This window comes from Pseudomonas sp. LBUM1670 (assembly GCF_059695695.1).
This window is the reverse complement of record NZ_CP166783.1, coordinates 1,228,685-1,242,364: the sequence shown is the minus strand read 5'-3', so window position 1 is coordinate 1,242,364 and position 13,680 is coordinate 1,228,685. Positions and strand designations below refer to the sequence as shown.

At 57.5% G+C, this 13,680-nt stretch carries 14 protein-coding genes; 12 read left to right on the top strand and 2 right to left on the bottom strand.

Features of this window, described 5'->3' with window-relative positions; translation table 11 throughout:
- Positions 1-50 precede the first annotated feature (50 nt).
- The 8 genes from ACA073_RS05640 to ACA073_RS05605 all read left to right on the top strand — a co-directional run bounded on the left by ACA073_RS05640 (position 51) and on the right by ACA073_RS05605 (position 6,835).
- Positions 51-752 (top strand): M12 family metallopeptidase, encoded by a 702-nt coding sequence (locus ACA073_RS05640; RefSeq protein WP_497402239.1) that lies wholly within the window; start codon positions 51-53, stop codon positions 750-752.
- Between the two features lie 70 nt (positions 753-822).
- Positions 823-1,578, top strand: a complete 756-nt coding sequence (locus ACA073_RS05635) for a zinc metalloprotease (protein ID WP_497402237.1) — start codon at positions 823-825, stop codon at positions 1,576-1,578.
- A gap of 65 nt (positions 1,579-1,643) precedes the next feature.
- Positions 1,644-2,399, top strand: a complete 756-nt coding sequence (locus ACA073_RS05630; RefSeq protein ID WP_497402235.1) for a M12 family metallopeptidase — start codon at positions 1,644-1,646, stop codon at positions 2,397-2,399.
- Between the two features lie 34 nt (positions 2,400-2,433).
- The gene (locus ACA073_RS05625) at positions 2,434-3,186 is read left to right on the top strand and encodes a M12 family metallopeptidase (RefSeq protein ID WP_497402233.1); all 753 of its coding nucleotides are present in this window, start codon (positions 2,434-2,436) and stop codon (positions 3,184-3,186) included.
- A gap of 503 nt (positions 3,187-3,689) precedes the next feature.
- Complete coding sequence (locus ACA073_RS05620; protein ID WP_231986532.1) at positions 3,690-3,998, top strand: arsenate reductase; 309 nt, start codon at positions 3,690-3,692, stop codon at positions 3,996-3,998.
- Positions 3,999-4,031: 33 nt separating this feature from the next.
- Complete coding sequence (gene dapD / locus ACA073_RS05615) at positions 4,032-5,066, top strand: 2,3,4,5-tetrahydropyridine-2,6-dicarboxylate N-succinyltransferase (protein ID WP_497402231.1); 1,035 nt, start codon at positions 4,032-4,034, stop codon at positions 5,064-5,066.
- Between the two features lie 162 nt (positions 5,067-5,228).
- Positions 5,229-6,434 (top strand): aminotransferase class V-fold PLP-dependent enzyme, encoded by a 1,206-nt coding sequence (locus ACA073_RS05610; RefSeq protein ID WP_497402229.1) that lies wholly within the window; start codon positions 5,229-5,231, stop codon positions 6,432-6,434.
- Positions 6,431-6,835: a SufE family protein gene (locus ACA073_RS05605; RefSeq protein WP_497402227.1), complete on the top strand. Its 405-nt coding sequence runs from the start codon at positions 6,431-6,433 to the stop codon at positions 6,833-6,835. The genes ACA073_RS05610 and ACA073_RS05605 overlap by 4 nt, the downstream gene beginning before the upstream one ends.
- 89 nt (positions 6,836-6,924) lie before the next feature.
- Here the strand turns inward: ACA073_RS05605 and tcdA are convergent, their stop codons facing one another.
- Entirely contained in the window at positions 6,925-7,737 is an 813-nt protein-coding gene (tcdA, locus tag ACA073_RS05600) for a tRNA cyclic N6-threonylcarbamoyladenosine(37) synthase TcdA (RefSeq protein ID WP_497402225.1), read from the bottom strand.
- A 277-nt stretch (positions 7,738-8,014) separates the two neighbouring features.
- Here tcdA and ACA073_RS05595 point away from each other — a divergent pair, with 277 nt between their 5' ends.
- The 4 genes from ACA073_RS05595 (at position 8,015) to ACA073_RS05580 (ending at position 13,282) form a co-directional block, all read left to right on the top strand.
- Complete coding sequence (locus ACA073_RS05595) at positions 8,015-10,606, top strand: glycosyltransferase (protein ID WP_497402223.1); 2,592 nt, start codon at positions 8,015-8,017, stop codon at positions 10,604-10,606.
- A 241-nt stretch (positions 10,607-10,847) separates the two neighbouring features.
- The gene (gene dapE / locus ACA073_RS05590) at positions 10,848-11,999 is read left to right on the top strand and encodes a succinyl-diaminopimelate desuccinylase (protein WP_497402221.1); all 1,152 of its coding nucleotides are present in this window, start codon (positions 10,848-10,850) and stop codon (positions 11,997-11,999) included.
- Entirely contained in the window at positions 11,999-12,808 is an 810-nt protein-coding gene (locus ACA073_RS05585) for a putative RNA methyltransferase (protein WP_497402219.1), read from the top strand. Before dapE ends, ACA073_RS05585 begins: the two co-directional genes overlap by 1 nt.
- Positions 12,809-12,904: 96 nt before the next feature.
- Positions 12,905-13,282 (top strand): hypothetical protein, encoded by a 378-nt coding sequence (locus ACA073_RS05580; protein ID WP_497402217.1) that lies wholly within the window; start codon positions 12,905-12,907, stop codon positions 13,280-13,282.
- A 136-nt stretch (positions 13,283-13,418) separates the two neighbouring features.
- Here the strand turns inward: ACA073_RS05580 and ACA073_RS05575 are convergent, their stop codons facing one another.
- Positions 13,419-13,628 (bottom strand): cold-shock protein, encoded by a 210-nt coding sequence (locus ACA073_RS05575; RefSeq protein ID WP_017336686.1) that lies wholly within the window; start codon positions 13,626-13,628, stop codon positions 13,419-13,421.
- Positions 13,629-13,680 lie beyond the last annotated feature (52 nt).

Sequence of the window (13,680 nt, the reverse complement as noted above, 5' to 3'; positions counted from 1 at the left end):
AGAACCACGACTTATTACCAAACCTATAAGTTCTAACAAGGAGCGCAGTAATGCCTCATCCACACCCATGCAAAGTTATCAGCAACTTTGACGAGCAAGCCTCTTATGAAGCTGCCATCAATGAAAACCCTGACAATAAAACCGTCTCTGATACTGGGGGCAGACAAAAACGCGGTGTCGCCACTCATAGTAAATTTTGGGCCCGTGACAGGACGCTTAAAATCGCCTTTCTCAACCCGCCCTCCAATGCACACCGCCAAGCGGCGATAGCAGCCATCAAGCAGTGGCAGCCCTCCATCAACCTGACTCTGGAGTTCGCAAGCGGTGCTGAGGGTGATATTAGAATCACCATGGAAGCGCCTTTGAACTATTCAGCCATTGGTACCGATGCCACCCTGCGCGGTCCTGGCGAGAATACGATGAACATTGGCACCGACCTGTCACATCCGGGGTTCGAAAGTGCCGTTTTGCACGAGTTCGGACATGCACTGGGGATGGAACATGAACATCAACACCCCAAATCCGACATTCCATGGAACAAGCCGCTCGTCTATCACCACTACCTGACGAATTACAATTGGTCCAAGGAAGAAGTCGACCACAACTTATTCAGAAAACTGGAAACAACAAACAATCGAACCACCCCCTATGACCCGACATCGATCATGCATTATATGGTTCCCAACGAACTGACCACAGGCGACTGGTTCGTGGATAAAAATAAAACAATCAGTCAGAGCGATAGAAATTGATGCGCAAGATCTACCCTAAGCAAACATAACCAAATAAAAATCAAATCCAATAATACACGGATGTATATATATGACTAACCCGTCTTATTGCTTCATCAAAAAACCAGAAGATATTCAAGCTTCTTACGACGCTGCCATCGCCGAAAATCCTGCGAATCGCGGAATCTCTGTAACCGGTCGTAAAAAGCGGGCAGCCGGCAAGCACACAAACTTCTGGGCTCCGGGCCGCACATTGCGCATTGCATTTCTGAACGGCGATCAAAGCTTTAAGGACGCCGTCAAGACTGCGGCGAGTAACTGGTTGCCATACGTGAACCTGAAGTTCGATTTCGTCGAAGGTGAAGTCGGTGATATCCGCATCAAGAGCGAACCAGGCGTGTACTGGTCTTATATTGGCACCAACGCCTTGATCGAGACCGATCAGAGCCTCCCAACCATGCGTCTGTCACCGGACCACCACCTTTCCTTAAAATTTTTCATCGCCAATGCCATGCACGAATTTGGCCATGTACTGGGCGCAGAACATGAACACCTGCATCCCGAGTCGAACATTCCCTGGAACAAACGGGCAGTTTACGCGGCCCATGACGTGGATGAAGATGCGGATGAGGACGACTACGCGCGTCGCAGCGTTGACGAACGCTACTTCAACCTTCTTGACGCCAGCGAAGTGGTTTACTCACCTTACGACCCGCAGTCGATCATGCACTATGCCGTGCGCCAGGACTGGACCGAAGGCGACTTCAAAATCGATCTTAATCTTGTCCTCAGTCAAAAGGATAAAGCGTTCATGGCCGAGGCTTATCCTTTTCCCGCCACGCTTTGATCAAACAAGTATGACCAGTCCCACGTCAAATCCATACACCAAACCAAAACCAAGGACGGCAATACATGAGCCAACATCAATACTGCAGCATTATTAAAACTTCAGACTCGCTAGCCTCTTATACTGCTGCAGTCAACGAACGCCCCAGTAACGGAGCGATAAACAGCGGCGGTCGAAATAAAAGAAGCGTCGGTGAACACACCAAGTACTGGACCCCCGGTAGAACGTTGAAAATTCTCGTTTACAGCTTCGATGAACATTCATTTGAAGCCGTAAAAAAAGGCGCTAGCAAATGGCTGCCTTACATTAATCTAAAATTCGAATTCATTGAAATGGATGAAGAGGACATTTTCAACTCCGATGAGTTCCTGGGTGATATCCGGGTCGATTTCCAGCCACGACTTGACGACGCTGGCAGTTCAGCAATAGGGACCGACTCACTCACGGGGCACCCTCACAACCCCTCGATGACATTGGGAACCAACATTACTTCTTCCCGCTTCGAGTTCACCGTCATACATGAATTCGGCCATGCGCTAGGACTGCATCATGAGCATCAACATCCTGATGCGGGAATACCTTGGGACCGGGAAAAAGCCTATGTCCATTTCGCGAATTCTGCTGGCTACTCCAAAGCGCAAGTTGACGCGAATGTTTTTCCCCTTGAGCGCGTGCCCGGTCGCACCTACGCACCCTACGACCGAAAATCAGTGATGCACTATCAAGTCTTCAACGAACTCACCGTGGGCGACTGGCATCAATCTGAAAACTGGAACATCAGCGAAGGAGACATCGCGTTCATGCGTCGGACTTATCCATAACTTCCCTGGCAATCAATTCAAAAGGATATTGAACATGTGCAATCATAAACCCTGCATGATTCTGAAAACTGCAAACCCACAAGGGTCCTATCAAATAGCCGTCGCCGAGAACCCCGACAATGCGTTGCCTGGCGGCATCTCAACGCGTGCGGTCGCGATGTACAAACAGCTATGGAACCCCTCCCGCGAATTGACCATTTCGTTTTTAGGCGGTCCTTCCGAGTCACTAAAGGAAGCGATTAAAGCGTTGATCCGGGAATGGGAACCCTATGTCAGTTTGACGTTCAAGTTTATTGATGGGAACAATGGCGACATCAAGATCCAAACAAATGCTCAAAGCAACGGCTCAGTTATTGGCACTGACGCACTATTATTTAAAGCGGGTCAACCGACGATGCTTATCAAAGCAATACAATCAGACTTCGACTTCAGAGCAGTTGTTCTGCATGAATTCGGTCATGCATTGGGTTTGCATCATGAACACTTGCACCTCGATGCAAATATTCCGTGGAACAAAGAAAAAGTCTATGAAGAGTACGCCGTAAAATACGGCATGAGCAAAGCAGAAGTAGACCTCAATAAGTTTACACCGTTGGAAATCGACGACATACTCGTTGGCGCTTACGACAAAACATCCATCATGCATTATCCGGTCGAAAAAGAACTCACGGATGGAAAATTCGAAGTCCCGATGAATACAGAAATAAGTAACGAGGATAAACGCGTCATTCTAATCCTCTATCCGATTCCCCATTCACATGACGGCGGCTCTTGTGAGCACCCCTGAGAACGGGTTGATCTGCGACCCATGGCTCACATTATTGAGAGTCCCCGGATTCGCCTCACTTAAATAAAGCTCAACGTCATCACCCATCTGGTGATGACGCTGAGCGTGTACATCTCCAGGCGTTGCGCCCGCAGCACCTTCAAACGTAATCGGCGGTTTTGCGCCCGGTAATCCGAAGGATCGCGCCATATCAGCCGCCTGGACTGATCCCTGCCCCTTCCACCTATGTCGCACGCGACCATGAAACACCGCCCCCCTGTAGGAGCCGAGCTTGCTCGCGATGGTCGTTAACGATAACGCTACAAGCCTGTCACCCTGCGGTGTTCTCAGGTTCATCGCGAGCAAGCTCGGCTCCTACATGACAAACCCGACCAAGGCCGACGCGAAACCGTCTGGTCATGGCATAATCCTTCACCTTTTTTTCCAGCATCTGCAAAGGAGGCAATTCCTTGACCGTTTCAAGAAAAACGTTGCACCTTTTCGGTATCAAAGCCTGCGACACCATGAAAAAGGCGCGCACCTGGCTCGATGAACACGCTGTCAGCTATGACTTTCATGATTACAAAACGGCCGGAATCGACCGTGAACACCTGACCCAATGGTGCGACGAGCACGGCTGGCAAGTGGTGTTGAACCGTGCAGGTACGACCTTTCGCAAGCTCGACGACGAACGCAAAGCCGATCTCGACCAGCCGAAAGCCATCGAACTGATGCTCGCGCAACCCTCGATGATCAAGCGCCCGGTGCTCGATCTCGGTGACCGAACCCTGATTGGCTTCAAGCCAGATATCTACGCGGCAGCGCTCAAGTAAGCCCGCCCGTTCAATTTTGTTAGAGGTATTCACATGTCCACTACCCTGTTCAGCCTGGCCTTTGGTGTCGGCACTCAAAACCGTCAAGGCGCATGGCTGGAAGTGTTTTACGCACAGCCATTGCTCAACCCGTCGGCCGAACTGATTGCGGCCATCGCGCCCGTTCTGGGCTACACCGAAGGCAATCAGGCCATCGCGTTCAGTAATGCTCAGGCCTCGCAACTGGCTGAAGCCGTCAAGGGCGTCGATGCCGCCCAGGCTGCCTTGTTGACCCGTCTGGCCGAGAGCCACAAGCCACTCGTCGCGACCATTCTGGCTGAAGACGCGCAACTGACTTCGACGCCTGAGGCTTACCTCAAGCTGCACCTGCTGTCCCATCGTCTGGTCAAGCCGCACGGCCTGAATCTGGCCGGCGTGTTCCCGCTGCTGCCGAACGTGGCCTGGACCAGCCAGGGCGCGATCGACCTCGCCGAACTGGCCGAGCGCCAACTGGAAGCCCGCCTGCGCGGCGAGCTGCTGGAAGTGTTCTCGGTGGACAAGTTCCCGAAAATGACCGACTACGTGGTTCCGGCCGGTGTGCGCATCGCTGACGCGGCGCGTCTGCGTCTGGGCGCTTATGTGGGCGAAGGCACCACCGTGATGCATGAAGGTTTCGTCAACTTCAACGCTGGCACCGAAGGCCCGGGCATGATCGAAGGCCGCGTTTCCGCGGGTGTCTTCGTCGGCAAGGGTTCGGACCTGGGCGGCGGTTGCTCGACCATGGGCACCCTGTCGGGCGGTGGCAACATCGTGATCAAGGTTGGCGAAGGCTGCCTGATCGGCGCCAACGCCGGTATCGGTATCCCGTTGGGCGACCGTAACACCGTTGAATCGGGCCTGTACGTGACCGCCGGCACCAAAGTGGCGCTGCTGGACGAGCACAACAAGCTCGTCAAAGTCGTGAAGGCCCGTGAACTGGCCGGTCAACCTGACCTACTGTTCCGCCGCAATTCGGAAACCGGTGCCGTGGAATGCAAAACCCACAAATCGGCGATCGAACTGAACGAAGCGCTGCACGCTCACAACTAAGCAGAGCGTCACAGATAACCTTGTAGGAGCGAGGCTTGCCCGCGAAGTTTTTGGCAGCCTCAAGGGCCCCTTCGCGAGCAAGCTTCGCTCCTACAGGTCCGACGTAGACCCGACCATCAGGTCAGGCGTACACCTCGCCCATGTTCACCAGGGCCCGATAGCATGATGATTCCCTCTCCCTGGCGCGCCGATTTTCCGGCCATCGCCGCGCTGCAACGGCAAGACCAGACCTATCTGGACAACGCCGCCACCACGCAAAAACCTCAAGCCCTGCTGGATGCCCTGGCGCATTACTACGCCAATGGCGCGGCCAACGTGCATCGGGCGCAACACCTGCCCGGCGCTCACGCCACCCAGGCGTTCGAGGCCAGCCGCAGCAAAGTCGCCCATTGGCTGAATGCCGGCGAATGCGGACAGATCATCTTTACCCACGGCGCCACCTCCGCGCTGAACCTCCTGGCCTATGGTCTGGAGCACCTGTTCAATCCGGGCGACGAAATTGTCATCAGCGCCCTGGAGCATCACGCCAACCTGCTGCCGTGGCAGCAACTGGCCCACCGTCGCGGTTTGAAACTGGTGATCCTGCCGCTGGATATTGACGGTTTGATCGACCTCGATGCCGCCGCGTCGATGATCGGCCCGCGGACTCGCTTGCTGGCGGTCAGTCAGCTGTCCAACGTGCTCGGTGCCTGGCAGCCGCTGCCCGCCTTGCTGGCGATGGCCAAGGCACACGGCGCGTTGACCGTGGTCGATGGCGCTCAAGGCGTGGTCCATGGCCGGCATGACGTGCAGGCGCTGGGTTGCGACTTTTATGTATTTTCCAGCCACAAGCTCTACGGTCCCGACGGTTTGGGCGTGTTGTTCGGGCGCCATGAAGCGCTCAAGCAACTGCGCCATTGGCAATTCGGCGGCGAAATGGTGCTGGATGCGGATTACCAGCACGCACGCTTTCGCCCGGCGCCGTTGGGATTCGAAGCGGGCACGCCGCCGATTTCCAGCGTGATTGGTCTTGGGGCGACGCTGGATTACCTCGCTAGCCTCGATCAGGACGCGGTTTCGGCCCATGAAGCGGCGTTGCACGACTATTTGTTGAAAGGTCTTGAGGCACGCAACGGCATCCGGCTGCTGGGCAAACCGCAACTGGCGCTGGCGAGTTTTGTCGTCGAGGGTGTGCATAACTCTGATCTGGCGCATTTGCTGACAGAACAGGGAATTGCGGTGCGCGCCGGTCATCACTGCGCCATGCCATTGCTGAAAAACTTTGAACTGGCCGGGGCGATTCGGGTGTCGTTGGCACTGTATAACGATTCCGAAGATCTGGAGCGGTTCTTTGAAGCGCTGGATCAGGCGCTGGAGTTGTTGCGATGAACCTCCCGGCAGATGCCGTCACGGCGCTCGAAACCTTTCAGGCTGCCGCTGGCTGGGAACAACGGGCGCGGCTGCTGATGCAATGGGGCGACCGTCTGCCGGCGTTGAGCGATGTGGACAAGGTCGACGCCAACCGCGTGCATGGCTGTGAAAGTCAGGTGTGGTTGGTGGGCTCGCTACAGGACGGTCACTGGCAGTTTGCCGCGAGCAGCGATGCGCGATTGATTCGCGGGTTGGTGGCGTTGTTACTGGCGCGGGTTAACGGGTTGTCGGCGGTTGAGTTGCAGCTGGTGGATTTGCCGGAGTGGTTTGATCAGCTAGGTCTATCACGGCAGCTCTCCCCATCGCGCAGTAATGGCTTGAATGCCGTGCTGCAGCGAATGAATGAGTTGGCGGGTTAATCGCCTTCGCGAGCAAGCCCGCTCCCACATTGGAATGCGTGCCCCTGTGGGAGCGGGCTTGCTCGCGAAGGGGCCATCAGCCACACCCATCAAACCTCAGGTTTAACCCGATCCGCCGGCCGCCGAACACCCGCCACAATCTTATCCACAGCCTTGGTCGCCGCGACCATGCCAAACGTCGCCGTCACCATCATCACCGCACCAAACCCGCCTGCGCAGTCCAGTTTCACGCCATCCCCGACAAAACTCTTCTGCAGGCAAATGCTGCCATCCGGCTTCGGATAACGCAGCTGCTCGGTGGAAAACACACACGGCACGCTGTAATGACGGGTCACGGTGCGGGAGAAGTTGTAGTCGCGGCGCAGGGTCGAACGCACCTTCGAGGCCAACGGGTCGTTGAAGGTCCGGTTCAAGTCGCACACCTGAATCAGCGTCGGATCAATTTGCCCACCCGCCCCGCCGGTGGTGATGATCTGGATCTTGCGGCGTTTGCACCAGGCGATCAGCGCGGCTTTGGCATTTACGCTGTCGATGCAGTCGATCACGCAGTCGATGTTCGGCGTGATGTACTCGGACATGGTTTCGCGGGTGACGAAATCCGCCACCGCGTGCACCGTGCAATCCGGGTTGATCCCGCGCAGGCGCTCGGCCATCACTTCGACCTTGGGTTTGCCGACGGTGCTGTCCAGCGCATGCAACTGACGGTTGGCGTTGCTGACGCAAACGTCGTCGAGGTCAAACAGCGAAATCTCGCCGACACCACACCGGGCGATGGCTTCAGCCGCCCATGAACCGACGCCACCGACGCCGACGATCGCCACGTGGGCCGCGCGCAAGCGCTCAAGGCCTTCGATGCCATACAAACGGGCGATGCCTGCAAACCGCGGATCTTCTGTACTCATGACCATTACCCCAAAAACCGGCGCGCATTATAGGGCCGTCGGCGGCCAAGAACATCTTTGCGCTATGAATGGACGACTTTCCAGCCTTGAGGAAACGACATCGAACGAAGATTTGCCCTGTGAGCTCTAACGAAAGAACTTATATCGACTTGGATTGCCCAAAGTCGGGCATTTCCCTGTTCGCTGTACGGTCAGGGAAAGCCAGGTGTAGGATGCGCGCCCCGGGCAGCAGCCACCCGTTTCCTTCGTTCCACAGCCTTTGGAACCCGAAATAACCATGTCATCGCGTAAATTTGGACTCAACCTGGTCGTGGTGCTCGCCATCGCTGCCTTGTTTACCGGCTTCTGGGCTCTGATCAATCGCCCGGTCACCGCCCCCAACTGGCCTGAACAAATCTCCGGCTTCTCGTACTCGCCATTCCAGCAAGGCCAGTACCCGCAGAAAGAGCAGTACCCGACCGACGATGAAATGCGTCGCGATCTGGAGATCATGAGCAAGCTGACGGACAACATCCGTACCTACTCGGTCGACGGGACGCTGGAGAACATTCCCAAACTGGCGGAAGAATACGGACTGCGGGTCACTCTCGGGATCTGGATCAGCCCGGATGAGGAGCGCAACGAGCGCGAGATCACCCGCGCCATAGAAATCGCCAACACCTCGCGCAGTGTGGTTCGCGTGGTGGTAGGTAACGAGGCGATCTTCCGTAAGGAAATTACCGCCGCGGAACTCAGCATCATTCTGGATCGCGTCCGTGCGGCGGTGAAAGTGCCGGTGACCACGTCCGAACAATGGCACGTCTGGGAAGAAAACCCGAGCCTGGCCAAGCACGTCGACCTGATCGCTGCTCACGTCCTGCCGTACTGGGAACATGTTCCGATGGAACAGTCCGGCCAGTTCGTACTCGACCGCGCCCGCGATCTGAAAAAAATGTTCCCGAAAAAACCGCTGCTGCTGTCGGAAGTCGGCTGGCCGAGCAACGGCCGTATGCGCGGCGGTGCCGATGCATCGCCGGCGGACCAGGCAATTTACTTGCGCACACTGGTCAACAAGCTCAACCGTCAGGGCTTCAACTACTTCGTGATCGAAGCGTTTGACCAGCCGTGGAAGGCCAGTGACGAAGGTTCGGTGGGCGCCTATTGGGGTGTGTTCAACGCTGCGCGCCTGCAAAAATTCAACTTCGACGGCCCGGTCGTCGCCATTCCGCAATGGCGCGTGCTGGCTGTCGGTTCGGTGGTGTTGGCCTTGTTGTCGCTGACCCTGCTGATGATCGACGGCTCTGCCCTGCGTCAACGCGGCCGTACCTTCCTGACCTTTATCGCCTTCCTTTGCGGATCGGTACTGGTGTGGATCGGTTATGACTACAGCTTGCAATACAGCACCTGGTTCAGCCTGACGGTGGGCTTCCTGCTCGCCCTCGGCGCGCTCGGGGTGTTTATCGTTCTGCTGACCGAGGCGCATGAACTGGCCGAAGCGGTCTGGACCCACAAACGCCGGCGTGAATTCCTGCCGGTGGTGGGCGATTCGGACTACAGGCCGAAAGTGTCGATTCACGTGCCTTGCTACAACGAGCCGCCGGAGATGGTCAAACAGACCCTCAACGCCCTGGCCAACCTCGACTATCCGGACTTCGAAGTCCTGATCATCGACAACAACACCAAGGACCCGGCGGTCTGGGAACCGGTGCGCGATTACTGCGCAACCCTCGGCCCGCGCTTCAAGTTCTTCCACGTCGCACCGCTGGCCGGTTTCAAGGGCGGCGCGCTGAATTACCTGATTCCGCACACCGCCAAGGATGCCGAAGTGATTGCGGTGATCGACTCGGATTACTGCGTCGACCCGAACTGGCTCAAGCACATGGTGCCGCACTTCGCCGATCCGAAAATCGCTGTGGTGCAGTCGCCGCAAGATTATCGCGATCAAAACGAAAGCACCTTCAAGAAGCTCTGCTACGCGGAATACAAAGGTTTCTTCCACATCGGCATGGTGACCCGGAATGACCGCGACGCGATCATCCAGCACGGCACCATGACCATGACCCGCCGATCGGTGCTCGAGGAACTGGGCTGGGCCGACTGGTGCATCTGTGAAGACGCCGAACTGGGTCTGCGGGTGTTCGAGAAAGGTCTGTCGGCGGCGTATTACCACACCAGCTACGGCAAGGGCCTGATGCCCGATACCTTTATCGACTTCAAGAAACAGCGTTTCCGCTGGGCTTACGGGGCGATTCAGATCATCAAGCGTCACACCGCCAGTTTGCTGCGCGGCAAGGACACCGAGCTGACCCGTGGCCAGCGTTACCACTTCCTCGCGGGCTGGTTGCCGTGGGTCGCGGATGGCATGAACATCTTCTTCACCGTTGGCGCGCTGTTGTGGTCGTCGGCGATGATCATCGTGCCGCAGCGGGTCGATCCACCGTTGCTGATTTTCGCGATTCCGCCGTTGGCGCTGTTCGTGTTCAAGGTCGGCAAGATCATCTTCCTCTATCGTCGCGCCGTTGGCGTGAACCTGAAGGACGCGTTCTGCGCCGCACTGGCCGGGCTGGCGTTGTCGCACACCATCGCCAAAGCGGTGCTGTACGGTTTCTTCACCAGCAGCATTCCGTTTTTCCGCACACCGAAAAACGCCGATAACCACGGCTTCTGGGTGGCGATTTCGGAGGCGCGTGAGGAGGTGTTCATCATGCTGCTGTTGTGGGGCGCCGCGCTGGGGATCTTCCTGGTGAACGGGCTGCCGAGCAACGACATGCGCTTCTGGGTGATCATGTTGCTGGTACAGTCGCTGCCGTACCTGGCGGCGCTGATCATGGCGTTCCTGTCCTCGCTGCCGAAACCGGCCGTCGAGGCCGAAACGGCACCGGCAGTCTAAATCTTTGCAGATGCACTAAACGGCGGCCAGTGGCCGCCGTTTTGCTTTAAGATAACCGCCATTTTGCGGGGCTTGGCGTGATATACGGTCTTACTGACCGCACTCAAAACCTGTGGGAGCGGGCTTGCTCGCGAATGCGGTGTAACAATCAACATATATGTTGGCTGACACACCGCATTCGCGAGCAAGCCCGCTCCCACATTTGGTCCGCGCCCATATTCAAGTTTTTTCGGAGTTTTCCATGACGGCCCACGCCGACCTTTCGCCGACCCTCCAACTCGCCATCGACCTGATCCGCCGTCCGTCCGTGACGCCGGTCGATGCCGATTGCCAGAAGCAGATGATGCAGCGCCTGGGCGATGCCGGTTTCACACTGGAACCGATGCGCATCGAAGATGTGGATAACTTCTGGGCGACCCACGGCAAACACGACGGTCCGGTACTGTGCTTCGCCGGTCACACCGACGTGGTCCCGACCGGTCCGGTGACGGCCTGGCAGATCGACCCGTTCAACGCGCTGATCGACGAACACGGCATGCTCTGCGGTCGTGGCGCGGCGGACATGAAAGGCAGCCTCGCCTCCATGACCGTAGCCGCCGAACGCTTCGTCGCCGACTACCCGGATCACAAGGGCAAAGTCGCTTTCCTGATCACCAGCGACGAAGAAGGCCCGGCGCACCACGGCACCAAGGCTGTGATCGAACGTCTCGCCGCCCGCAAGGAACGTCTGGACTGGTGCATCGTCGGCGAACCGTCGAGCACCACGCTGGTGGGTGATGTGGTCAAGAACGGCCGTCGCGGTTCCCTCGGCGCCAAACTGACCGTGCACGGTGTGCAAGGTCACGTGGCCTATCCGCACCTCGCCAAGAACCCGATCCACCTCGCTGCCCCGGCGCTGGCCGAACTGGCCGCCGAGCACTGGGACCATGGCAACGATTTCTTCCCGCCGACCAGTTTCCAGATTTCCAACGTGAATTCCGGCACTGGCGCGACCAACGTGATTCCGGGTGATCTGGTGGCGGTGTTCAACTTCCGCTTCTCCACCGAATCCACCGTCGAAGGTCTGCAAAAACGTGTGGCCGACATCCTCGACAAGCACGGCCTGGACTGGCACATCGACTGGGCGCTGTCCGGTCTGCCGTTCCTCACCGAACCGGGCGCGTTGCTGGACGCCGTCGCGTCGAGCATCAAGGACATCACCGGTCGCGAAACCAAAGCCTCCACCAGCGGCGGCACCTCCGACGGTCGCTTCATTGCAACCATGGGCACGCAAGTGGTCGAGCTGGGCCCGGTCAACGCGACGATTCACCAGGTCAACGAGCGCGTACTGGCCGCCGACCTCGATGTGCTGACCGAAATCTACTACCAGACCCTGATCAAGTTGCTCGCCTGATGCTCGCCTGCCCGATCTGCAGCGAACCGCTGAATGCGGTGGACAACGGCGTGGCCTGCCCCGCCGGGCATCGTTTCGACCGCGCGCGCCAGGGTTACCTGAACCTGTTGCCGGTGCAGCACAAGAACAGCCGCGACCCTGGGGATAACCTGGCGATGGTCGAAGCCCGTCGCGACTTCTTGAACGCCGGCCATTACGCGCCGGTGGCCAAGCGCCTGGCGGAACTGGCAGCGCAATACGCGCCGCAGCGCTGGCTCGACATCGGTTGTGGCGAGGGTTACTACACCGCGCAAATCGCCGAGGCATTGCCGAACGCAGACGGTTACGCGCTGGACATCTCCCGGGAAGCCGTCAAACGCGCCTGCAAGCGCAATCCGCAGCTGACCTGGTTGATCGCCAGCATGGCGCGGGTGCCGTTGGCCTCGGGTAGCTGCCAGTTTCTCGCCAGCGTCTTCAGCCCGCTGGACTGGGAAGAAGCCAAACGCTTGCTCAGCCCCGGCGGCGGCTTGATGAAAGTCGGGCCGACCAGCGGCCATCTGATGGAATTGCGCGAACGGCTGTACGATGAAGTGCGTGAGTACACCGACGACAAGCATCTGGCGTTGGTGCCGGAAGGCATGGCGCTGCAACACAGCGAAACACTGGAGTTCAAACTGACGCTTTCAAGTGGTCAGGATCGCGCCAACCTGTTGGCCATGACGCCACACGGCTGGCGCGCCAGTGCCGAACGCCGGGCGGCGGTCATCGAACAGGCCGAGCCGTTCGAGGTCACTGTTTCGATGCGCTACGATTATTTCGTACTGCAGTAGTAGTTAGAGAGCAATCTTAATTTTTTGGTCTTGAGCAACGGCTTGAGTCCGGCTAAATCCGCGAATGGATTTTTCAGACCCGCAGTGAGGACATCCATGCGCCAACCCGATATCGAGATTTACCTGAAAGACGCCGACGTCGACTACAAGGCTGTTGCGACCTGGCTCGCCGAAGCTTTAGGCCCGTGCACCGACTGGGTTCAGAAAGGCCAGACCTACAAGTGCAAGGCCGGCAATGTGCCGGTGACCTGGCTGCCGAAAGCCGTCGGCAAATGGAACAGCCTGTACCTGGAAAGTGATCAAACCCCGTGGGAAGACGACATCGCCTGCGCCCGCGCCGCGTTTGCCGCGCTGAACGTCGAAGTGCGTTGCGCACCGGGGAGCTGGGTCGAGGAAGAAGGCGAAGAGACGGCTGATCGCTGGATGCGCATCAGCGCCGATGGTGAAGAAGAGATCACCTGGAAAACCGCTTAAAGTCTGTACACAAATCAAATGTGGGAGCGGGCTTGCTCGCGAAGGCGGTGTGTCAGTCGACATAATTTTGACTGACACACCGCCTTCGCGAGCAAGCCCGCTCCCACAATTGTTTTGGGTGGTCTGGAGAGTGGGTTTACAAGCCCACCACATCCTCAGCCTGCAAACCCTTTTCGCCGGTCACGACCGCGTACTCGACCTGCTGACCTTCAGTCAGTGAACGATGCCCTTCACCGCGAATCGCGCGGTAGTGCACAAACACATCCACCCCGTCCGCGCGCTGAATAAAGCCGTAGCCCTTGGCGTCGTTGAACCACTTCACGTTGCCGGTTTCACGTGTTGCCATCTGTTCATACTCCTTTTTTATTATTGATCAGACTTTTCGCAGGAAAGCCTCG

Coding starts and splice junctions, on each gene's coding strand:
- ACA073_RS05640 (WP_497402239.1), top strand. CDS start 51: ATGCCTCATCCACACCCATGCAAAGTTATCAGCAACTTTGACGAGCAA.
- ACA073_RS05635 (WP_497402237.1), top strand. CDS start 823: ATGACTAACCCGTCTTATTGCTTCATCAAAAAACCAGAAGATATTCAA.
- ACA073_RS05630 (WP_497402235.1), top strand. CDS start 1,644: ATGAGCCAACATCAATACTGCAGCATTATTAAAACTTCAGACTCGCTA.
- ACA073_RS05625 (WP_497402233.1), top strand. CDS start 2,434: ATGTGCAATCATAAACCCTGCATGATTCTGAAAACTGCAAACCCACAA.
- ACA073_RS05620 (WP_231986532.1), top strand. CDS start 3,690: ATGAAAAAGGCGCGCACCTGGCTCGATGAACACGCTGTCAGCTATGAC.
- dapD (WP_497402231.1), top strand. CDS start 4,032: ATGTCCACTACCCTGTTCAGCCTGGCCTTTGGTGTCGGCACTCAAAAC.
- ACA073_RS05610 (WP_497402229.1), top strand. CDS start 5,229: ATGATGATTCCCTCTCCCTGGCGCGCCGATTTTCCGGCCATCGCCGCG.
- ACA073_RS05605 (WP_497402227.1), top strand. CDS start 6,431: ATGAACCTCCCGGCAGATGCCGTCACGGCGCTCGAAACCTTTCAGGCT.
- tcdA (WP_497402225.1), bottom strand. CDS start 7,737: ATGAGTACAGAAGATCCGCGGTTTGCAGGCATCGCCCGTTTGTATGGC.
- ACA073_RS05595 (WP_497402223.1), top strand. CDS start 8,015: ATGTCATCGCGTAAATTTGGACTCAACCTGGTCGTGGTGCTCGCCATC.
- dapE (WP_497402221.1), top strand. CDS start 10,848: ATGACGGCCCACGCCGACCTTTCGCCGACCCTCCAACTCGCCATCGAC.
- ACA073_RS05585 (WP_497402219.1), top strand. CDS start 11,999: ATGCTCGCCTGCCCGATCTGCAGCGAACCGCTGAATGCGGTGGACAAC.
- ACA073_RS05580 (WP_497402217.1), top strand. CDS start 12,905: ATGCGCCAACCCGATATCGAGATTTACCTGAAAGACGCCGACGTCGAC.
- ACA073_RS05575 (WP_017336686.1), bottom strand. CDS start 13,628: ATGGCAACACGTGAAACCGGCAACGTGAAGTGGTTCAACGACGCCAAG.